The 20,454-nt window shown below is 71.4% G+C and carries 17 protein-coding genes; 10 read left to right on the top strand and 7 right to left on the bottom strand.

What is annotated here, in order from left to right; all coding sequences use genetic code 11:
• Positions 1–13 precede the first annotated feature (13 nt).
• Genes ACTWPW_RS17845 through ACTWPW_RS17835 form a run of 3 tightly spaced genes read right to left on the bottom strand, consistent with a single transcriptional unit; the run spans position 14 to position 4,853 of the window.
• Complete coding sequence (locus ACTWPW_RS17845) at positions 14–2,080, bottom strand: hydantoinase/oxoprolinase family protein (protein WP_443169311.1); 2,067 nt, start codon at positions 2,078–2,080, stop codon at positions 14–16.
• The gene (locus tag ACTWPW_RS17840) at positions 2,077–3,732 is read right to left on the bottom strand and encodes a hydantoinase B/oxoprolinase family protein (RefSeq protein WP_443169310.1); all 1,656 of its coding nucleotides are present in this window, start codon (positions 3,730–3,732) and stop codon (positions 2,077–2,079) included. Before ACTWPW_RS17840 ends, ACTWPW_RS17845 begins: the two co-directional genes overlap by 4 nt.
• Entirely contained in the window at positions 3,729–4,853 is a 1,125-nt protein-coding gene (locus tag ACTWPW_RS17835; RefSeq protein ID WP_443169309.1) for a tartrate dehydrogenase, read from the bottom strand. Before ACTWPW_RS17835 ends, ACTWPW_RS17840 begins: the two co-directional genes overlap by 4 nt.
• A gap of 161 nt (positions 4,854–5,014) precedes the next feature.
• Between ACTWPW_RS17835 and ACTWPW_RS17830 the strand changes: the two genes are divergently transcribed.
• From ACTWPW_RS17830 to ACTWPW_RS17810, 5 genes are all read left to right on the top strand, one after another.
• Positions 5,015–5,914, top strand: coding sequence for a LysR family transcriptional regulator (locus ACTWPW_RS17830; protein ID WP_443169308.1), 900 nt, complete (start codon positions 5,015–5,017; stop codon positions 5,912–5,914).
• A 115-nt stretch (positions 5,915–6,029) separates the two neighbouring features.
• A complete protein-coding gene (locus ACTWPW_RS17825) occupies positions 6,030–7,013 on the top strand; it encodes an alpha/beta hydrolase (RefSeq protein ID WP_443169307.1) in 984 nt (327 codons plus the stop codon).
• Between the two features lie 174 nt (positions 7,014–7,187).
• Positions 7,188–7,745 (top strand): TetR/AcrR family transcriptional regulator, encoded by a 558-nt coding sequence (locus tag ACTWPW_RS17820; RefSeq protein WP_443169306.1) that lies wholly within the window; start codon positions 7,188–7,190, stop codon positions 7,743–7,745.
• Positions 7,742–8,635: an aldo/keto reductase gene (locus tag ACTWPW_RS17815; RefSeq protein WP_375111020.1), complete on the top strand. Its 894-nt coding sequence runs from the start codon at positions 7,742–7,744 to the stop codon at positions 8,633–8,635. The genes ACTWPW_RS17820 and ACTWPW_RS17815 overlap by 4 nt, the downstream gene beginning before the upstream one ends.
• Before the next feature lie 92 nt (positions 8,636–8,727).
• Positions 8,728–9,747: an NADPH:quinone reductase gene (locus tag ACTWPW_RS17810; protein ID WP_443169305.1), complete on the top strand. Its 1,020-nt coding sequence runs from the start codon at positions 8,728–8,730 to the stop codon at positions 9,745–9,747.
• Between the two features lie 161 nt (positions 9,748–9,908).
• Here the strand turns inward: ACTWPW_RS17810 and ACTWPW_RS17805 are convergent, their stop codons facing one another.
• Positions 9,909–10,655 (bottom strand): phosphotransferase family protein, encoded by a 747-nt coding sequence (locus tag ACTWPW_RS17805; RefSeq protein ID WP_443169304.1) that lies wholly within the window; start codon positions 10,653–10,655, stop codon positions 9,909–9,911.
• A 258-nt stretch (positions 10,656–10,913) separates the two neighbouring features.
• Between ACTWPW_RS17805 and ACTWPW_RS17800 the strand changes: the two genes are divergently transcribed.
• The 4 genes from ACTWPW_RS17800 to ACTWPW_RS17785 all read left to right on the top strand — a co-directional run bounded on the left by ACTWPW_RS17800 (position 10,914) and on the right by ACTWPW_RS17785 (position 14,602).
• A complete protein-coding gene (locus ACTWPW_RS17800; RefSeq protein ID WP_375111015.1) occupies positions 10,914–11,360 on the top strand; it encodes a Clp protease N-terminal domain-containing protein in 447 nt (148 codons plus the stop codon).
• Between the two features lie 727 nt (positions 11,361–12,087).
• The gene (locus ACTWPW_RS17795; RefSeq protein WP_443169303.1) at positions 12,088–13,320 is read left to right on the top strand and encodes a serine hydrolase domain-containing protein; all 1,233 of its coding nucleotides are present in this window, start codon (positions 12,088–12,090) and stop codon (positions 13,318–13,320) included.
• Positions 13,321–13,460: 140 nt separating this feature from the next.
• Entirely contained in the window at positions 13,461–13,868 is a 408-nt protein-coding gene (locus ACTWPW_RS17790) for a hypothetical protein (protein WP_443169302.1), read from the top strand.
• Between the two features lie 263 nt (positions 13,869–14,131).
• Positions 14,132–14,602, top strand: a complete 471-nt coding sequence (locus ACTWPW_RS17785) for a hypothetical protein (RefSeq protein WP_443169301.1) — start codon at positions 14,132–14,134, stop codon at positions 14,600–14,602.
• A 630-nt stretch (positions 14,603–15,232) separates the two neighbouring features.
• Here ACTWPW_RS17785 and ACTWPW_RS17780 read toward each other — a convergent pair.
• Entirely contained in the window at positions 15,233–16,732 is a 1,500-nt protein-coding gene (locus tag ACTWPW_RS17780; RefSeq protein ID WP_443169300.1) for an SLC13 family permease, read from the bottom strand.
• 18 nt (positions 16,733–16,750) lie between these two features.
• On the bottom strand, positions 16,751–17,938 hold the full coding sequence (locus ACTWPW_RS17775; protein WP_443169299.1) for a CaiB/BaiF CoA transferase family protein: 1,188 nt from the start codon (positions 17,936–17,938) through the stop codon (positions 16,751–16,753).
• A gap of 110 nt (positions 17,939–18,048) precedes the next feature.
• Between ACTWPW_RS17775 and ACTWPW_RS17770 the strand changes: the two genes are divergently transcribed.
• Complete coding sequence (locus ACTWPW_RS17770) at positions 18,049–18,945, top strand: LysR family transcriptional regulator (protein WP_375111008.1); 897 nt, start codon at positions 18,049–18,051, stop codon at positions 18,943–18,945.
• On the opposite strand, the gene ACTWPW_RS17765 is transcribed toward ACTWPW_RS17770, so the two are convergent.
• Positions 18,938–20,317, bottom strand: coding sequence for a tannase/feruloyl esterase family alpha/beta hydrolase (locus ACTWPW_RS17765; protein ID WP_443169298.1), 1,380 nt, complete (start codon positions 20,315–20,317; stop codon positions 18,938–18,940). The genes ACTWPW_RS17770 and ACTWPW_RS17765 overlap by 8 nt on opposite strands.
• Between the last annotated feature and the right edge of the window lie 137 nt (positions 20,318–20,454).

Here is a 20,454-nt window from a genome sequence, read left to right as displayed (position 1 = left end):
CGGCCGCCCGAGGTCAGCGCGCGAGGTCGACGAGGAGCGTCAGATCACGGTCGACCCGGATGCGGCACTCCGGTCCGAAACAGCACGAGGACTCGCGCTCCTCGAAGATCGCCGGCCCCGTGATCTCCGTTCCCGGTCGCAGGCGGTACCGGTCCCAGACCGTCGCCCGGAGCCGGCCGTGCCCGGGGAGCCACACCTCGCGTACCCCGCGCCGGGGGTCGCCGGCCACGGGCGCGCATCCCACGGGGATGTCGTGGCCGGGCAGCTGTGCCGAAAGCCGCCAGTTGACGACTTCCGCGGGTCCGTCGAGGGAGCGACCGAACGTCGCGCGGTAGGTCTCTTCGAAGGCCCGGTGGAGGAGTTCGACGTCGGTGCGGGCGACGTCCGTCCCGGGGAGCCCGATCTCGATCTCGAACCCCTGCCCCACGTACCGCATGTCGACTGACCGCCGGATCCGCACCAGATCGGGACGGTCCGGTCGCAGCACCGCGGTGGCGTGCGCGGCCATCTCGTCATAGACGGCGGCGACGCGGTCCCACTCGACGCCGGCGAGGGCCGAGGGCAGGCTGCGCGCCTGGTCCACGGTGGGTGCGGCGACGAGGAACCCGTAGGCGGACATGACGCCGGCGCGCATCGGGACGATGACCCGTGACATCTTCAGCTGCTTGGCCAGACCGTACGCGTGCACCGGGCCGGCCCCGCCGAACGCGACGAGGGCGAAGTCGGCGGGGTCCCTGCCGTGCTCGGACAGGTGCATCCGGGCGGCGGCCGCCATGCTCGCGGTGGCCACCTCGACGATGCCCGACGCGGCGCCGACCCGGTCGAGGCCGAGTGGCCCCGCCACCTCCCGGTCCACCGCCTTGTGGACCTCGGCGGTCCGCAGCACCATCTCCCCGCCGAGGAAGGCGGCCGGATCGAGATAGCCGAGCACGAGATCCGCGTCCGTGACGGTCGGATGGTCCCCGCCCCTGCCGTAGGCGACGGGCCCCGGCACGGACCCGGCGCTGCGCGGGCCGACCTTGAGCAACCCCAGCGGGTCCGGCGCCGCGATCGAGCCGCCACCCGAGCCGATCTCGATCATGTCGACGACGGTCAGCCTGAACGGCAGCCCCGAGCCCGGCTTGAACTTGTCGACGCGGCCCGCCTCGAAGTCGTGCTTGCGGCGAGGCTCACCGCCGCCGACGATCGCGATCTTGGCCGTGGTGCCGCCCATGTCGAACGAGACGACATCCGGCTCGCCCAGCCGGCGTGCCACGGCGGCAGCGGCGATCGCACCCGCGGCCGGACCGGACTCGAGCAGGCGGAAGGGGAACGCCTTCGCCTCCTCCAAGGAGGTGACCCCGCCTCCGGACAGCATGACGTGCAGCGGCGCGTCGATGCCCATCGCGAGCAGGTCGTCACGCAGCGCGTCGAGGTAGCGCACCACCAGGGGCTGCACGTAGGCGTTGAGGCATGCGGTGCTCGCCCGTTCGTACTCGCCGATCACGGGAGCGACCGCGCTGGAGACGGTGACCGGCAGCGCCGGGTGTTCCCTCGCGAGCAGCTCCTGCACCCGCCGTTCGTGCTTGTCGTCGCGGTAGGAGTGCAGCAGGGCCACCGCCACCGCTTCGACGCCTCGATCGAGGAGCTCCCGCACCTGCGCGAGCACCTCGGCCTCGTCCAGCGGCTCCAGTTCGGTGCCGTCGGCGGCGATGCGCCCCCGCACCCCGCGGCAGAGGTGCCGCGGGACCAGCGGATCGGCCGGGCGGGCGAGGAGGTCGGTGGTGTCGAACCGGATCTCCCGGGCCATCTCCAGGGTGTCGCGGAAACCCCTGGTGGTGAGCAGTCCCACGACGGCGCCGGTGCGCTCGAGCAGCGTGTTGGTCACCAGGGTCGTGCCGTGCACCACCCCGGCGACGTCACCGGCCGGCGTGGCGGTCTCCGCCAGCAGACGCGCGATGCCCGCGGTGATCGCCTCGTTGGGGGCGTGCGGCGTGGAGGGCAGTTTGCCGGGCCATGTCAGGTTGCGTGCCGGGTCGTGCAGCAGCAGGTCGGTGAACGTGCCACCGACGTCCACCCCGATCCGGACCGTACGACTCATCGATGAGACTCCTCACCCGTCTGTTCCCGTCCCACCGCAGGTGGACGGACATATCCACCCAGCTCGTCGGCCACGGCCAGGTGCGGCTCCCGCTCCTCCGGCGCACCGAACCCTCCGCCGCCGGGGAACGAGATGACCACCGAGGAACCCGGGGCCAGCTGGGAGATCGACTTCAGGGACAGGCGTTCGCCGGTGTCCAGCACCGCGTACGCCGTCGCCCCCGGCTCCCCTCCGGCGAGCCCGAGGGCCGGGTGCCGCTCGCGATCCCCCAGCAGCACCATCTGCACCGGACGACGGGTCGGGTTGTGCACCTCGATGTCCTGCCCCAGCCCGCCGCGGCGCCGCCCGCGACCGCCCGAGTCAGCCCGGAGCTCCTTGCGCACGAACCGCAGGGGAGAGGCGACCTCGATCGCCTCGACGCTCCCGCTCCCGGAGTTGGTCGGGAACGCGGTGGTCGAAAGCCCGTCCTTGTCCCTGGAGGCCCCCATGCCGGCGTTGGCGAACAGCATCTGCGAGAAGGGGCGACCGTCGTCGTCGACACCGGCGAATCGGACGCGGAGCGCGGGCGCCCCGCCGCTGTCGGCGATGACCCGGTCGGGCAGCACCGGTGCGAGCGCCTGGTAGATCGCGCACGAGAGCAGGTGCCCGGTCAGGTGGCGCGCCACGACCGGCGCGGGAAACGTGGGATTGACGATCGTGCCCGCCGGAGCGGTCACGGTGATCGCCTGGTAAGAGCCCCAGTTCGTCCGCGTGGCCGGATCGAGCAGGATCTTCAGCGGATACATCGAGTACGCGCGCGTGTAGTTCAGCGTGGAGTTGGTCGAGTAGGGCACCTGGGCCGAGCTCCCGGCGTAGTTGATCCCGATCCGGTCCCCGCTCACCGTGACCGTGCACTCGATGTGCGTCGGGTGCCCCTCGACACCGTCGGCGTCGACGCCCGCCCGGTACACGCCGTCCGGCAGGTCGCGGATCGCCGCCCGCAGCGCGGCATCGGCCAGCGCGTGCACCTCGGCGGCGAACCGCTCGAAGTCCGGCTCGCCGAAGTCGTCGAGGAACTCCCGCGCCCGCCGCCGGCACACCGCGTGCGCGGCGGCCTGCGCCTCCAGATCACCCCACAGCTGGTCGGCGAGGCGGACGTTGGCCAGCAGGAGGTCCTTGACCCCCTGCTCCACCCCGCCGGCCCGGAACAGCCGCAACGGCGGGATCAGGATGCCCTCCGAGATCAGCTCGGTGGCTCCCATGGACGGCGTGCCGCCGATGTCGGGGGAATGCGCCGCGGTCCCGGCGAAGCCGACGAGCGCGCCTCTGTGGAAGATCGGGGTGATCATGGCGATGTCGGGCAGGTGCCCCGTCGCGATCCACGGGTCGTTGGTGATGACGCAGTCGCCGTCCCGCCATTCCCGGGCCGGGAACCTGTCCAGCACCACGGCGCAGAGGGAGCTCATCAGGGCCGCGAAACCGGGGATGCCGGCGCGCGACTCCGCCATGGTGCGTCCCTGGCGGTCCATCAGGACGACGGTGTAGTCGTTGGACTCGCGGATGATGGTCGAGAAGGCCGTGCGCAGCATCGTCGAGGCGGCCTCGTCGGTCGCGGCGGCGAGCCGGTCCCACCGCACTTCCAGGCCGATCGGGTCGGAGAAGGATGGTGTCATGACGTCGTGGTCGCCTTCGGCCGCGAACCGCGTCGCCCGGCTGCCCCGGTCGCGATCTCGGCGGCGATCGCCGTGCCGAGACCCGCGGTCGTCCCGGAGCCGCCGAGGTCGGGAGTGAGCACCTCCGGCCGCTCGTCGAGCACGGTCTCGATCGCGGCCACGATCCGCGCCGCCGCGGCGGGCTCTCCCAGGTGGTCGAGCATCATGGCGCCGCTCCAGATCTGACCGACCGGGTTGGCGATCCCGCGTCCGGCGATGTCGGGAGCCGAGCCGTGCACCGGCTCGAACAGGCTGGGCCAGGTGCGGTCCGGGTTGATGTTGGCGCTCGGGGCGATCCCGATCGTCCCCGCGCACGCCGGCCCGAGGTCGGAGAGGATGTCGCCGAAGAGGTTGCTGGCGACGACGACGTCGTACTGCTCGGGGCGCAGGACGAACTTGGCCGCGAGGATGTCGATGTGGTCCTTGTCCGCGACCACGTCCGGGTACCGCTCCGCCATCGCGGCCGCGCGCTCGTCCCAGTACGGCATCGTGATGGAGATGCCGTTGCTCTTGGTCGCCCACGTCAGGTGCCTGCGTGGCCGGGAGCCGGCCAGCTCGAACGCGTACCGCAGCACCCGGTCCACCCCGGTTCGGGTCATCACGGTCTCCTGCACGACCGTCTCGCGGTCGGTGCCCTCGAAGATCCGGCCCCCGATGTCGGAGTACTCGCCCTCGGTGTTCTCGCGGACGACCAGGAAGTCGATGTCGCCCGGCTCGTGGTCGCGCAGCGGGCTGCGCACCCCGCGCAGCAGCCGTACCGGACGCAGGTTGACGTACTGGTCGAACTCGCGGCGGAACTTCAGCAGGCTGCCCCACAGCGACACGTGGTCGGGCACGACCTCGGGCCACCCGACCGCGCCGAAGAAGATCGCGTCGAAGCCGCCGAGCACCTGCCGCCAGTCCGGCGGCAGCATCTCGCCGTGCCGCACCCAGTAGTCGGCGCAGGCGAACCCGAACTCGACGGTCTCCAGCTCGAATCCATGGGCCTCCGCGGCGGCGCGCAGGCACCGCAGCCCTTCCGGGACGACCTCACCTCCGATGCCGTCGCCCGGGATGACCGCGATGCGGTGACGGTGGGACACAGGCGCTCCTCCGGCCTCGTCGACAGTGCGCGCACCCGGTCCGGCCGGCGGGTGCGCCTCCACCTTCGTCGGCGGGAAACGCCGCAACAAGAACGCCTGGAGCAACCTATCCTTTCGCTCATGGAAAGACGCCGGCGCCAATCCCGCCGCGGTACGACGCGATGACCACCTCGATGGACGACCTCCACTTCTTCCAGGTGGTCGCCTCCAGCGAAACGCTCACGGCGGCCGCCCGCGAGCTGGACTGCTCCCTGCCTGTCGTCAGCAAGCGCCTCAGCGCCCTGGAACGCCGGCTCGACGTACGTCTGGTGCACCGCGGCCCGCGCCGGCTCGCGCTGACCCCCGAGGGGGAGGTCTACGCCGCGCGCCTGGAGACGATCCTCGACCAGGTCCGCGAACTCGATGACCTGGTCACGCATCGCTCCGGCGACCTGCGGGGCTCCGTCGTGGTCCAGGCGACCCTGGGCCTCGGACGCGCGCACGTGGCGCCGCTGCTCGGCGAGTTCACCGCCCGGCACCCCCGGCTGAGCATCCAGTTGCGCACGACGGCGCTGCCCCTGCGGCCGCACCGCCGCGAGTTCGACCTGGCCGTCCACGTCGGCACGCCCCCGGACTCCTCCCTGCGGATGCGCCGGCTGGCGGCGAACCGCCGCGTTCCCTGCGCCGCACCCTCCTACCTGGAACGGAGCGGAACGCCCGAACGCGTGGAGGACCTGGCCGACCACGACTGCATCGTGCTCCGCGAGAACGAGGGCGACTTCGCCCTGTGGCGCTTCGGCGACGCCGGGAACCCGCGCCAGATACGCGTGCACGGCCGCCTGTCCAGCAACGACGGGGACATCGTGACCGACTGGGCGCTGCAGGGCCGCGGGGTGATCATGCGGTCGGAATGGCAGATCCGGTCTCACCTCGAGAGCGGGGCCCTGGTGCGCGTGCTGCCCGGGGTGCCGACGCCGCCTGCCGACATCTACGCGCTCCTGTCCGACGACGTCCACGTGCCCCGACGGATCAGCGAGCTGGTCGACCATCTGGCCGCACGCCTGCCTGACCGGATCGCCTGACCGGATCGCCGGACGGGATCGCCGGCTCCGGTGGGACGGCGCTTTCCCGTGGAGAAAGGTCGCTTTGCCGGCGACGGCGTTGTCCAACCGCCACCCGATTCCTAGGTTGCCTACCGTGGACATCACCGAGCGCATCGATCCCCAGGTCCGCGCGCGCCTCGATCAGTACCTGCGGCTGGTCGGTCCCCAAGGTCTGAGCGGTGTCAGCGACATTCCCGAGCGACGCAGGCGGCAGGCCGAGTTGTCCGCCCGGCGAGCCGCCCCTGCCGTGCCCGACGACATCGAGGTGTACGACCTGCCGATCACTCATGGTGTGGCGGTGCCCGTGCTGGTGCGCGTGTACCGACCGCACGCGAGCGCCCGGCAGTCGCCCTGCGTCTACTACGTTCACGGTGGCGGCATGGTGGCGGGCAGCGTCGACGGCGATCAGGCGAAGGCCGTCGGGCTGGCCCGGGCGACCGGCCTCGTCGTCGTCTCGGTCGAGTACCGGCTGGCACCGGAGAACCCGTACCCCGCGGCGCTGGACGACTGCTACGCCGGACTCGTGGCGGTCGCGGACCGGCACCGCGAGCTCGGGATCGACCCCGGCCGGATCGGTCTCTACGGGACGAGCGCGGGCGGCGGGCTGGCCGCGGCGGTGGCGTTGCTGTCCCGCGACCGCGGCAGCCCGGCCATCGCCCACCAGATGCTGGTGTCCCCCATGCTGGACGACCTGTCGTCGACCCCTTCGACCACGGCCAACACCGGCTTCGGCGCGTGGAGTCGTGAGGCCAACATCCAGGCCTGGCGGGCGCTGCTCGGCGAGGACTTCGGCACAGACCGGGTGCCGCCGTACGCCGCGCCAGCGCGCGCCGGCGATCTCTCCGGCCTGCCGCCGGCGTACGTCGACGTCGGCGACCTCGACCTGTTGCGCGACGAGGCGATCGATTACGCACGCCGGCTGTCCTGGGCCGGCGTGCCCGTCGAACTGCACGTCTATCCAGGCGGCATCCACGGCGGTGAAACCCTCGCGCCCGACGCCGGGCTGAGCGTTCGAGTCCGCGGCTACCGGCACGATGCCCTCCGCCGAGCGCTCTGCGGCGAAGAGCCACCCCGATGACGCCGGTCCGGTAGGCGCTCCAGCTCGTGCGGCGCTCGGTCAGCCGGCGCGCCGAGGTTCCATCCCGGACAGGTCGCCACGACCTGGCCTGTTCGGGGCGCTCCACACAAAAAGAACGAGCATTCTGTTAGTGTGCTCCACAAGCAGAACCGTCATTCTCTTTGTGGAGGTGTGGTGCCGCGGCTCACCGACGCGCGCAAGGAACTCCGGCGTGCCCAGATCGCCGAGGCCGCCGTACGCTGCTTCGGTCGTAACGGCCTGAAGCGGACCTCGATCGCCGACATCACCGCCGAGTCCGGCCTCTCGGCCGGCTCGATCTACGCGCACTACCGCGACAAGGCCGACCTGGTCCGGGCCGCCGCCCGCGAGGTGTTCGCCAAGCGCGCCGACGTCCTCGGCGAGTACGCCGCGGGCGACGCCCCGCCCGGCCCTGACGAGCTGCTCTCCCGCCTGATCGCCGCGGTCGACCCCGCCGAGGCCCGGGTCGGCGTGCAGACCTGGGCTGAGGCGACCACCGACCCGGACGTCCGCGACATCGTCGTCGACATGACCGAGCGGATGCGCGCGATGCTGCACGACTGCGTCACGGCCTGGCTCGTCAAGGTCGAGCGCCACGAGCCGGCCGCGGCCCGGGAGCGCGCCGCCCCGATCGCCCACCGGCTCATGGCGCTCTACCAGGCCGAACTGCTGTACATCGCCTTGCGATCATCGACCGAGGAGACAGCGTCATGACCACCGCGACCGCGTCGTTCGCCGACCGCTCCGTTCACCGGATCGGGTACGGCGCGCTGCAGCTCGAGCGCCTGCACGATCGCCGCGAGGAGGCCGTCGCGCTGCTGCGCCGCGCGGTCGAGCTGGGCGTCGACCACGTGGACACCGCCGAGTTCTATGGTTTCGGTTTCGCCAACGACGTGATCCGCGAGGCACTGCGTCCCGAGGACGACGTCCTGGTCGTCACGAAGGTCGGCGCTGACCCCGACCCCGGCGGGCGCGCGCCGCTGCGTCCGGCACAGCGGCCCGAGCAGCTGCGCGCCAGTGTCGAGGACAACCTGCGCAGCCTCGGCGTCGACCGCCTCGCGGTCGTCAACCTCCGCCGCCTGGACACCGGCCCGGGGCTGCGTCCCGAGGGCGACCAGGTCGTCGACCTCGACGACCAGCTCGCGATGATGATCGCCCTGCGTGACGAGGGCAAGATCGGCGCGATCGGCCTGAGCAGCGTCACCCTCGACGGCCTGCGCCGCGCCCTGCCGGCCGGCATCGTCTGCGTGCAGAACGCGTACAGTCTCGTCTCCCGCGACGACGAGGAGCTGCTGCGGCTGTGCGCGGCCGAGGGCATCGCCTGGGTGCCGTTCTTCCCGCTCGGCGGGGCCTTCCCGGGCCTGCCCAAGGCGGGCGACGAGCCGGCGGTGCACGCCGTGGCCAGGGCCCTGGGCGTCACGCCCTCCCAGGTCGGCCTCGCCTGGCTGCTGCACCACGCCCCGAACGTACTGCTCATCCCCGGCACCGCCGACCCCGCCCACCTGGAGGCCAACATGGCGGTCAGCGAGATCGCCTTCGACGCCGCGACCCTCGCCACCCTCGATGCCATCGAGTCCCGCTCCAACGAGGTCCCTCTCGGCTGACCGGAACCGACGCGACCCGGCCCACCACACACCCTGACGGAACGCCGGGCCGTGCCGGGAGGCCCCGCTCCACCAGGCCAAAAGGACGGATCATGAAGGCCATCATCTACCGCGACAACGGCGCCCCCGACGTTCTCCAGCTTGTCGACCGTGACCTGCCCGCGCCCGGCCCCGGCGAGGTCCGGGTCCGGGTCGCCGTCTCCGGGGTCAATCCAACCGACTGGCAGGCCCGCTCCGGCGCCTCCCATCCCAAGCACTTCCCCGAGGTCACCCCGCACCTCGACGGCGCCGGCACGATCGACGCCGTCGGTGAGGGGATCGACCGGAGCCGGGTCGGTCAGCGGGTCTGGCTGTTCATGGCCGCCGCCGGGCGGCCCACCGGTACCGCCGCCGAGTTCACCGTCGTGCCCGCCGAACAGGCCGTGCCGCTGCCCGACGAGGCCGGCTTCGACGTCGGCGCCTCACTCGGCGTCCCCGCGCTCACCGCTCACCGCGCGCTCACGGTCGCCGAGGACGGCCCGGGCCGGCTGCGGCCCGGGGCGCTCGACGGCAAAGTGGTGCTCGCCGCGGGCGGGGCCGGAGCGGTCGGGCACGCGGTGATCCAGCTCGCCCGATGGGCCGGCGCCACCGTGATCAGCACAATCAGCAGCCCGGAGAAAGCCCGGCTGGCCACCGCCGCCGGGGCCCATCACGTGGTCAACTATCGCGAGGGCGACCCGGCCGCTGAGATCCGCAGGATCGCCCCGCATGGCGTCGACATCGTCGCCGAGGTGGCGCTGGGCGCGAACCTCGCACTCGACCTCGCCGTGCTGCGGACGCGCGGCACGATCTCGACCTACGCCAACGACGGCGGCAAGCCGGTCGAACTGGACGTGCTCCAGAACATGGTGCTGAACACACGCTTGCAGTTCCTGGTGCTCTACACGGTCGGTCCGGAGGCGCGCGCCGCGGCCGTCGAGGACGTCGCCGCCGCCGTCCGCGCCGGCGCGCTGCCGGTCGGCGAGGAGCACGGCCTGCCGCTGATCCGCTTTCCGCTCGAGCGCACGGCCGACGCGCATCGCGCGGTGGAGAGCGGCGCGGTCGGCAAGGTCGTGGTGGACGTCACGTCGTAGCGTCCGGTCGGCCACCGTACGAACGCCGCGGCCATCCCGGAGACTCTGCGCGCGCCGAAGGGAGCAGTGGTCGCGGGCGTGCTCGGTGCGTGCTCGTACGCTCCGCCAACCCGGCGCAGTCGCTGGTCCTCGGCCGAGGCGCCCGTCGGGCTCGTGCAGCCTCACATCCGGGCTCTCAGCACGTCGACCTCGCAGCCGGGCAGGAACGGGTCGAAGCCGTGCTCGACCAGCCAGCGGATCGCCAGCAGGCTTCGCAACGACCACCACGCGCGGATCACGTCGAGGTCGACGTGGGTGCCGTAGCCGGCGACGACGTCGCCAAGGTGCTCCTCGTGACCAAGCGTCAAGATGGCGAGATCGTGCAAGGCGTCGCCCTGGGCCGCCTCGGACCAGTCGATCACGCCGGTGATCTCGTCACCGTCGACGAACACGTGGCTGACCTGCAGGTCGCCGTGCGTGAACACCGGTGTCCACGGCTTTAGCGCGGCCTCGGCAACCCGGCGGTTGCGCGTGACCAGGTCGGTGGGAAGGACGCCGTTCGTGACGAGCCACTCGCATTCGCCGTCGAGGCGCGATGCGATCTCGTCGATGCTCCGACCGGGCCATGGCGGCAGCGGCGCGTCGTGCAGCATCCGTGCGGCGGCACCCGCCGCGGCCCACGCCGCCGGCGACGCGATCGACGGCTTGCCGAGGCGGCCGAGCGCCGTCCCTCGGAGGGCGGCGAGCGCGAGCACGGGCGGCTTCCGCCACAGGACCTCCGGTGTCGGGACCGGCGCCATGGCCATCGCCTCGACCTCGACGTCGGTGCGCGTCTGATCAGCGTCGACCTTCAGGAACACGTCGCCGACGCGCAGGGTCGCGCACTCGTGATGGGCGACGACGACCTCGACCTGCTTCACGTCGGCCATTATCGCGGGAGCGACCAATGACGTCGCCTGGTTTATCGCGTGCGCCCGCGCGGCTGACCGCGTCCCGCTGCCCACCGACCGCTGAGCCCGATCGCGGATCGCCCGGCTCGATCCCGAACACCGGCGCCAACACTCGGTCACCGGCAGCTCCACCCGCGAGCAACAGCGAACTTTGATCATTTGTCGGTCGCTCCCTAGCATGCGTATCGATGAAACAAAGTCATCGGCCTGACCAACTGCTTTGCGAGGAGCTGCGGGATGTTCCATAAGTTGACCGACCGGGCGCGGCGTGTGGTCGTCCTGTCCCAGGACGAGGCCAGGATGCTCAACCACGACTACATCGGTACCGAGCATGTTCTCCTCGGTCTGATCCGCGAGGATGGGGGCGTGGGCGCCACGGTTCTCAAGAACCTGGGCCTGAGCCTTGACGGCGTTCGCCGGCAGGTTGAGGAGAGCCAGGGCCGAGGCCAGACCGCTGCGTCGGGGCACCTTCCGTTCACCCCGTCGGCCGGCGAAGTCCTCCAGTCGGCGGACCAGGAGTCCTTGCAGCGCGGCCTCGACTACATCGGGACCGAGCACCTCCTGCTCGGGCTCGTCCGCGATCGTGCGAGTGCGGCGGCCCAGGTGCTGGTCACGCTCGGGGCCGACCTCGACCATGTCGCGCGGGCCACAGACGAGCTCGTCCAGCAGTACGTGGCCAAATAGGCGCTCGGAAGTGTCAGCTCCGGAATCGATCAGAAGTTCACTGATGTGAGGCGGATGCCGCCACGTCGGTCGGCGGTACCCCCCGGTTGAGGGAGCGATGGCGCGAGGGAATCGCCGACCATTCCCAGCAGCCTTCGAGGCGCGCGGCGCCGCAACGTGGGGTCGACGTGGACGGCCCGCGCGATCTCGCTGCAGGTGCGGGCCGGTGACCGTTCAGGGCCGGTCCGGGTGGCCCGGGGAAGACGACGACCGGCCTGACCACCTCCACGGGGCCGATGTGTCGAGTGAGCCTGAACCCGGGCGAGCGCGAGCCCGGATGAGGTTGCTCTCGACGGCTGTGCACCAGATCAGCGCCCATCGCGCCGGAGGGGCGCCGCGCATGGACGGATGCGATGTCAGGCCGGGTGAAGTAGCGGGCGGCGCGCGCACGCGCGGGCGCCTCTTCCTCGGCCCCCGGATCCGAGCCGACAGCAGCGCCGCCCCCATACCCCGGCAACGTCATCGCCCGCAGGGGTCGTGTCAGCGGCGGTGTCAGGACGGCGACAGCCCGGTATCAGAGCGTTCGGCGATGGTTGACCCCATGCAAGGCCCACCGCTCCCGGCCTCGGGTCGCGAACCGGGCCACGCCGAGCTCACCCCCGGCCCGCACGCGCCGCTCATGGACACGCATGAGCGGCGCACCGGGACGCGGTTTTCGCAAGATCGAACACTGTCGGCAAGGAGATTCATGATGGAACACAGCGACAGCGGCTTCTCCGCAGCGGGGCTGCGCAGGCTGCGTGAGGTGCTGGCGCGGCATGTCGAGTCCGGGAAGATCCCCGGGCTGGTCGCCCTGGTCAGCCGGGGCGGCCGGACGCACGTCGAGGCGCTCGGCACGATGCGGCATGACGGTGGCGCGCCGGTGCGCCGGGACACGATCTTCCGGATGGCCTCCACCTCCAAGCCGCTGTCGATGGCGGCGGCGATGGTGTTGCTGGACGAGTGCCGGCTGCGGCTGGACGACGTGGTGGATGCGTGGCTGCCGGAACTGGCCAACCGCCAGGTGCTGACGCGGCCCGACGCCCCGCTGGACGACACCGCGCCGGCGCGCCGGCCGATTACCGTACGGGACGTGCTGGCCTCCACCTTCGGGCTCGGCATGGACATGACATCGCTGGGCACCCCGATCATGAACGCGATCTTCGAGCAGAACCTCACTCCCTCGGGACCGGAGCCGCAGCCCGGGCCGGACGAGTGGATCCGCCGCCTGGGCGAGCTGCCGCTGCAGTACCAGCCCGGGGAGCGCTGGCAGTACCACCTCAGCAACGACCTGGTAGGCGTGCTGGTGGCCCGGGTCACCGGCCAGTCGTTCGAGGAGTTCCTGCGCGAGCGCATCTTCGAGCCCCTCGGTATGAAGGACACCGGCTTCCACGTGCCCGCCGACCAGATCGACCGGCTGCCCACCCTGTACGCGCCCGACCCGGCCACCGGCGAGTTCCTGGTCTGGGACGAGGCCAAGGGCGGACGCTGGAGCCGGCCGCCGGCGTTCCAGGGCGGCGGTGGCGGGCTGGTCTCCACGGCCGACGACTACCACGCCTACTTCCGGATGCTGCTCAACGGCGGCACCCACCAGGGCAGGCGGATCCTGTCCCGGTCCGCCGTCGAGCTGATGACCACCAACCGGCTCACGCCCGAGCAGCAGGCCGCCCGCCACGCCATGGCCACCGACAACGTGCACATCTCCTTCGGCCAGGGCCAGCACGGCGGCTGGGGCTACGGCATGGCGGTACGCACCTACCGCGGCGACTACGCCCCCATCGGCCAGTTCGGCTGGGACGGCGGCAGCGGCACCTCGGCCTACGCCGACCCGGCCAACCAGCTCACCGGCATCCTGCTCTGCCAGCTCGGCTACACCGTGCCGAACCCGGCGCACCTGATGAACGACTTCTGGACCACCCTCTACCAGGCCATCGACGACTGACGCCGGTGGGCCGCCGAGGGCGGGACTCCCTCGGCGACCCCCGCCTCAGCCATCCAGACACCCCTGGCACCCACCAGGACCGCGTTCCACCCCTCATCCGATCCATCGAACGTCAGAACACGATCAAGGAGCACACGACCATGTCCGTCACCCTCACCGACCAGGACAAGCTCACCCTGCGCACCGCCGCGTACGGCGCCGTCACGCTGATGTCCGCCGCCGATGCCGCCGGCTCGCCCCACAAGGCCGCCACCGAGGGCTCCATCGCCCTGTCCTCCGCGACCGGGCTGGTCGGGCACGTGCTCGCCACGTACCCCAAGGAACTGAAGCTGGACAGCAAGTCCGTAGCCGCCATCGCCGACCAGGTGTTGCCGGCCCTGACCGCGGCCATGGCCCTGCTCAAGGAGCAGGCCCCGGAAGAGGCCGACAACTTCCGCCGCACCGTCCTCGTCGCCGTCGAAGCGTCCGCCCGCACCCACCAGGGCCGGCCAAGCCCCACCGTGACGGACATGAGCCGCAAGATCACCGAAGCGCTCGACGCCGCTTGACGGGATGCCGGCCGGCGCGGCTTTCGCTGGAGGGTGGCCTGCGCCGGGCGCAGGTCACCTTTTTGGGATCAGCCGCTTAACGCATCTCCCCGCACCAGGACCTCATTGTCCTGGTGAGATCTGATCCGAATGACTTTTGAGGCGGGGTACACGTGAGTGGCGGCGGAAAAAAGATCGTAAGGCCGCGAACCTTCCTTCCCCTGGCGCTATCCAACCCAAATGTACAAGGAACATAAAAACAGACTCCGGAAGGGCATCCACAGATGCGATCGAAGCTGACCACCCTGTTCCTCGCCACACTCACCGCCGGCAGTTGCGTCCTCGCCGGCGCCTCGCCTGCCTCGGCCACGTCGTCCTACGGCAAAAGCAAATGGATCAACTCGGAGAGCGGCTGGCAGCACGCGGGCGTGTACGTCGAGCCAGGCGACATGGTACGGATCCACTACGTCACCGGCCGGTGGACGGTCGACTACCGCAAGTTCCCCTACGTGTCCTCGGCCGGCTACGCCAGGCACATCGACCGCAGGATCTACCAGGGGTGCAAGATCCTCAACGGGCACCCGTACGGCTCGATGATCGCGAAGATCAACGGCGCCCACTACAAGGTCGGCAGGAGTGCTTTGATCCAGGCGCGCCAGGCAGGCTTCCTCGAGCTGCGCGTCAACGACGCCGACGGTTGCCTGCGCGACAACGACGGCTCGGTCCGCGTGAAGATCACGGTCGCCGACTACTGAGCCGTATCTCCCGGAAGATCGCGATGAGCAGGGCCGCAAGCCGATCGGATCCTCCAGGTTGAGCGGCAGGAAATCCAACTGTTGGTCGACTCGATCTTGCGCGTGCTCGGTCAGAGCGCCGGCCCGGGTTCAGCTCGACGACAGGTGAGGAGCGACCAGGTGGGCGGCCGAACCATTCGCCGCCTGGGGCAGGGGGCAGGGGGCAGGGCGTCGTTTACGAGGCTTACGACCGCGACGGCGCCCGGCCGTACATCGTCAGTGAGGGACGGGGTGACTTGACGAGCACCGAGTAGGAGCGGCGTAAGCCGCCGTCGGGGCGGGCACTGGAACGACCTGTACCGCTTCAAATCTCGTCGTGAACTGCGGTGAACGCCATGGCTCCTACGCTGACTCAAATGAGTGCTCAAAGCGCTTGATAAAGCCCGGGAAAGATGTAGGCACGCTTGCCGTATCGGATTGCCACGCCCGGAAGTTCTTGAGCCGGTCGATGCTCGATTTGCGAAGTTGCTTTTCATTCGCCGTCCAATAACGGCGCTTTACGTAAGGGCGGTTTCCCTGACGGGCGCGTACGTCGCCTGGGGCCGATTGCACCGTCTGAAGGCCGTACGCCTGCCTTCTGTCCCTGCCGGTTCACCACCAGCCGAAGGCGGCCCAGGTCAGGATGGGGGCGACGACGATCGAGATCAGGCCGTAGATGAGCAACTGGCGGAACAGGCGGGATCTGGCCGAGGGCTCGGCGGCACCGAGGATGAGGCCGCCGGTGATGCCGAGCGGGTTGAGGTCGACCAGCACCGAGGCCAGGGCCAGGGCGAGCACGCCGCCGACCGGGGAGACGCCGGCGGCCACCAGTGGCGGCAGGAGGGGCATGACGGTCGCGAACACCGCGATGGAACTGGCGGCGAAGGAGGTGATGCCGGCGACGTAGCACAGCACCAGCAGGCTGAGCAGCGGCGAGCCCGCCACCCCGAGGAGCTCGCTGATCTGCTTGAACGCGCCCAGGTGCTGCATCAGGCCCACGTAGGTCAGCAGGCCGCCGATCAGCAGGACCACGTTCCACGGGATCCTGGACACGATGGCGCCGAGCGGCAGCCGGAAGGCCAGTTGCAGGATCAGCGCCGCGGTCAGGCCGAGATAGCCGACGTTCATGTCTAAGCCGACGGACAGGATGACGACGGCGGCCATGCAGAGCAGCGTGAAGGCGCGTGCTCCGGGGCGCTGCGCCCCTGCCGCGGGCGCGGCCGGGTCGGCCCGGTCGGACGAGTCGGCGAGGTCGGCCGTTGCCGTCCTGGCACAGGCGGTGCTGGCGGTGCCGGCGGTGGCGTCGGACGCGGGAACGGGGTCGGACGCGGGAACGGGGTCGGAGGCGGGTGCGGGGTCGGGGGCGGAAGCCGGGCTGAACGCGGGGGCGGGGGCGGGGCTGAACGCGGGGGTGGGGTCGGAGGCGGGGCTGGCCGGTGCGGTGGTGGTGGTGCTGGACGGGGGTGCCGGGGAATCGGCCGGGGTGGAGGCGCGGCCGCGAGGGATGCCGCCGTTCAACCGGCCGACGGCCAGGCAGCCCGCGCACACGACCAGCCCGGCGAGCAGCCCGCCGGCCAGGAAGGTCACCGGGGCCGAGCCGGGCAGGCCGAGGTCGAGCTTGGTGCCCAGCTCGCGGGCGGTGACGCCGTAGACGGCGAGCGGCGAGAGCAGCCCGCTGATGATGCCGGTGACGCCCAGGACGGCGGCGATCATGGGGGAGATCCGGTACCGGGCGGCGAAGCCGAGCGCGATGGGGGAGACGATGGCGGTCGCGGCCGCGGGCAGGGTGCCGGCCGCGGTGAGTACGGCGCCGATGGCGAACGGCGCCAGGGCGATCAGGACGAGCCGGCCGCCGGCCAGCCGGAGCAGCAGGTCGAGTAGCCAGTCGAGGGTCCCGTTGAGCTGGGCGACGGCGAACAGGGCCGTCACCCCGACGATGAGCACGAAGAAGTCGGCCGGGAAGAACGCCGTCACGTCGTTCGTCGGGACGCCGGCGGCGAGCCCGAGCAGGAACGCCGCCGCCAGGGCGCCGAGGCCGAGGTCGAAGCCGGGGATCAGGGTCGCCGCGAGCAGGACGGCCAGCACGATGATGGACAGGGTTGCCATGGTCATGAGCACGCTCTTTCCGGGTCAGACCACTCCTCGGTGGCGCAGGTCATGGATCTCCGGGTCGGCGAGCCCGGCGAGGTCCCGCAGTACGTCGGCGGTGTGCTCGCCGAGGGCCGGCGCGGCGCCGCCGATCGTGGCGTCGAACCCGGAGAAGCGCCCGGCCGGAGCCTGCATGAGCCGTGGGCGGCCGGTCCTGCCGTCCGGCACCTCCACCACCGAGCCGCGGGCGCGGATGTGCGGGTCGGCGCAGATGTCGGCCGCCGAGTTCACCGGCCCGGCGGCCACTCCGGCGTCGTGGAGCAGCGACATCAGCGGTTCGAGATCGTGTGCCGCGACGAAGGCGGCGACCCGCGCCTCGATCTCCTCGCGGTGCTCCAGCCGGGCGGTCATGGAGTCGTGGACGGCGAGGTCGCCCGCGTCCATCACCTTGACCAGGCGGCGCCACATCTGCTCGGTGGAGGCGGGCAGGGCCAGCCAGCGGCCGTCGCGGGTGCGGTAGAGGTCGTTGGGGCTGATGTGCGGGTTGCGGTTGCCCTGGCGCTCGCGGGTCTCGCCGGACGCGCCGTACTCGACGATGAAGTCCTCCATCATCCGCAGCAACGGCTCGTAGAGGGGGATGTCGGCCAGCTGGGCCTGTCCGGTGCGGTCGCGCTGGCGCAGCGCGAGCATGGCCGCGAAGGCGGCGTAGATGCCGGTGACACCGTCGGCCACGGGATAGCCGGCGAACACGGGCGGCCCCTCGGGGGTGCCGGTGCGGTGGGTGAGGCCCGCGAAGGCCTCCGCGACGCGGGCGAAGCCGGGGCGGTCGGCGTAGGGGCCGGTGCGGCCGAACGCGCTCACCTGGATCATCACCAGATCCGGCCGGTACGCCCGCAGGTCGTCGAAGTCGATGCGGAACCGGCGCAACGTCGCCGGGCGGAAGTTGGTCACCACGATGTCCACGGCCGCGGCCAGCCGGCCGACCAGCTGGGCCGCCTCGGCGTGGTGCAGGTCGATGGTGACGCTCCGCTTGCCGCGGCCGATCATCGACCAGGCGGCCGACTCGCCGTCCTCCAGCGGCGGGTAGTGGCGCGCCGGGTCGCCCGTGACGGGATGCTCGACCTTGATCACCTCGGCGCCGAACTCGCCGAGCAGCGCGGACGCCAGGGGCCCGGCCAGGATCGTCGACACGTCCAGGACACGCACACCGCTGAGCGGGCGGTCAGACACTTGGTATTCCTTTCACCTCGACACCACCGGTCACGATTCCGCGCCGTCGGAGCGACGGGAAGACGTGGAAGCAGTTCACAGGTGAAAGGTTCTGCCTTTATGGTGGCGCGATGCGGGTGGAACGGGCGCGGTACTTTCTGGCCTCGGTCGAGGCGGGGTCGCTGCGTGGGGCGGCGGCCCGGTGCGGTGTCAGCCAGCCCACCGTCGGGCAGCAGATCGCGCTGCTGGAGGAGGAGCTCGACGTCGTCCTGCTCACCCGCAGCCGGCACGGCGTGCGCCCGACTCCGGCGGGCCAGGCCCTGATCGAGCCGCTGCGCCGGCTGGTGGCGGCCGAGGAGGCGGTGCGCGAGTCGGCGATGGAGTCGAGCGGCGCGTATCGGGGGCGGGTGCAGATCGGCGGCGTCACGGTGACCGTGGAGACCATCATCGCGCCGGTCGTGGGCCGGTTGCGCCAATATCATCCCGGGCTGCGGTTCGCGGTCCGGGAAGGGGCGTCGGCCGCCATCGAGGCCGCCGTGCTCGACGGCGCGCTGGACTTCGGGGTGGTGACCATGCCGTCGAGCCCGGCCGCGCCGGGGCTGCGCCGGATACCGCTCATCTCCGCCCCCGTCGGGGCGTACGCGCGTACGGACCATCCACTGGCCGGGCGCGACCACATCCAGTGGCGTGATCTCGAGACCTGGCCGATCGTCACCATGCGGGCGGGCACGGTGCTGTGGGAGACGCTGCACCGGCACGTGGCGGCCCCCGACGTCGTCGTGCAGGCCATGTCGGCGCGGACCGTCAAGGTGATGGTCGGCCAAGGTGCCGGGGTCGGCATCCTCGCCCGGTTCGACACCTCGGCCGACATCGCCGATGTGGTCTGGCTTCCCTTGTCCGACGCGGACCCCGTCCACCTGTGCCTGACGCAGCGTCAGGACAGCCGGCCCTCGCCGTCCGCACTCATCGTCCGGCGGCTCATCCGTGCCCGGGCCGGCGAGCTGGCCGGCGGTGCGGCCGTCAGCTGATGGCGCAGGTGTTGGCCACGTCGCCGGCGGTCTGGCGGGGGATCGTGGCACTGGGCGGGGGCTGCTGCCCGGCCGTCCAGCGTTCGAGGGCCTCGAACGCCGTGCGCATGCAGGGGAGCAGGGGCCGCATCCGGTCAGGGAACATGTCGTATTCGAGGTCGAGGTGGGAGGCGCCCTCGATCCGGTAGTAGCGGTGCCGCGCGGCCATCCCCTGCGCACGCACCGACGCGGCGTACGCGTCGCCGTGGACCTTGATCGGCAGCAGGGTGTCCAGCGTCCCCTGCACGGTGATCAGCGGCTTGCCGATGCGGCCGGTGTGCGAGGCCCGCCGCACCGCCTGGTGCACGCTCTTCGGGCGCGCGTAGTAGTCGTAGTCGGCGTCGCAGCCGGGCGTGCCGCTCTGGCAGTACGGGATGCCCGCGTCCAGGTCGCCGTCGAAGTCCGGGTCGACCTCCTCGCGGTACCGGCGCTGCGTGCCGTCCCAGAGGATGCGGTAGTTGAAGTCCCACAGGAACTCCGAGCCGGGGGCGAAGCCGGCCCGGAGCATCGCGGCGTGCGCCTCCTGGTCGCCGGTCGCGGCGTACTTGGGGTACTCGCGCAGCGCCACCGGCAGGTAGGTCAGCGCGTTCGGCCGGTTGTCCGGCGGCCAGAACGTGCCTTCCGAGTCGACGCCGCCGTCGTACAGCTCGGGGTGGTTCTCCAGCGCCCAGCGCACCAGCTGGCCGCCGTTGGAGATGCCCATCGCGTACGTCTTGTGGAGCTTCCTGCCGTAGTGGCGGGCGACGGTCGTCCTGGCGGCGACGGTGACCTGGGTCATCCGGTGGTACCACTCGAGGATGGCGTCGCCCGGCCGCCTGCCGTCCTTGTAGAACTGCAGGTCGACGTTGCCCTTGTCGGTCGAGGCGTAGGCGTAGCCCTTGGCCAGCACCCAGTCGGAGATGGTGAAGTCGTTGGCGTACTGGCGGCGGTTCCCCGGCGCCCCGGCGATCACCAGGCCGCCGTTCCATTTCTCGGGGAGCCGGATCACGAACTGGGAGTCGTGGTTCCAGCCGTGGGTGGGGTTGGCGGTGGAGGTGTCCTGGAAGTAGCCGTCGATCTGGATCCCCGGCACGCCGCTCGGGTTGCGGGTGGCCGCCGAGTGCAGTCCCGCCCAGTCGGCCGGATCGGTGTGCCCCGAGGCGGACGTGCCGGCGGTGGTCAGATCGTCCAGGCAGGCGGCGACCTGGTGCTGCGCGCCCGGTACGTGGATCTTGCCGATGCGGGCGCAGCGGGCGTCCGCCGGCGCGGCTGAGGCCACCGGCGCCAGGGGGAAGGCCAGGAGTGACGCCAGCAGGGCCGAGAGGACAGCGGATCTGCGAAGAAGAAGGGGCATGTGCGACTCCCATCGGTCAGGCCGTGGTGGACGCCATGGTGATCGACGGCGTCGGGTACGGCGACGTATGGGCTCGCCACTGTTCACCGGCGACCTGTGGACACGACATCCACCGCTTTCCGGCCGACGAGTCTTCC

Source organism: Nonomuraea sp. KM90, from assembly GCF_052246675.1.
Classification (GTDB): domain Bacteria; phylum Actinomycetota; class Actinomycetes; order Streptosporangiales; family Streptosporangiaceae; genus Nonomuraea.
Note: the sequence above shows the minus strand (reverse complement) of the source record. Positions and strands in the feature narration are given on the sequence as shown.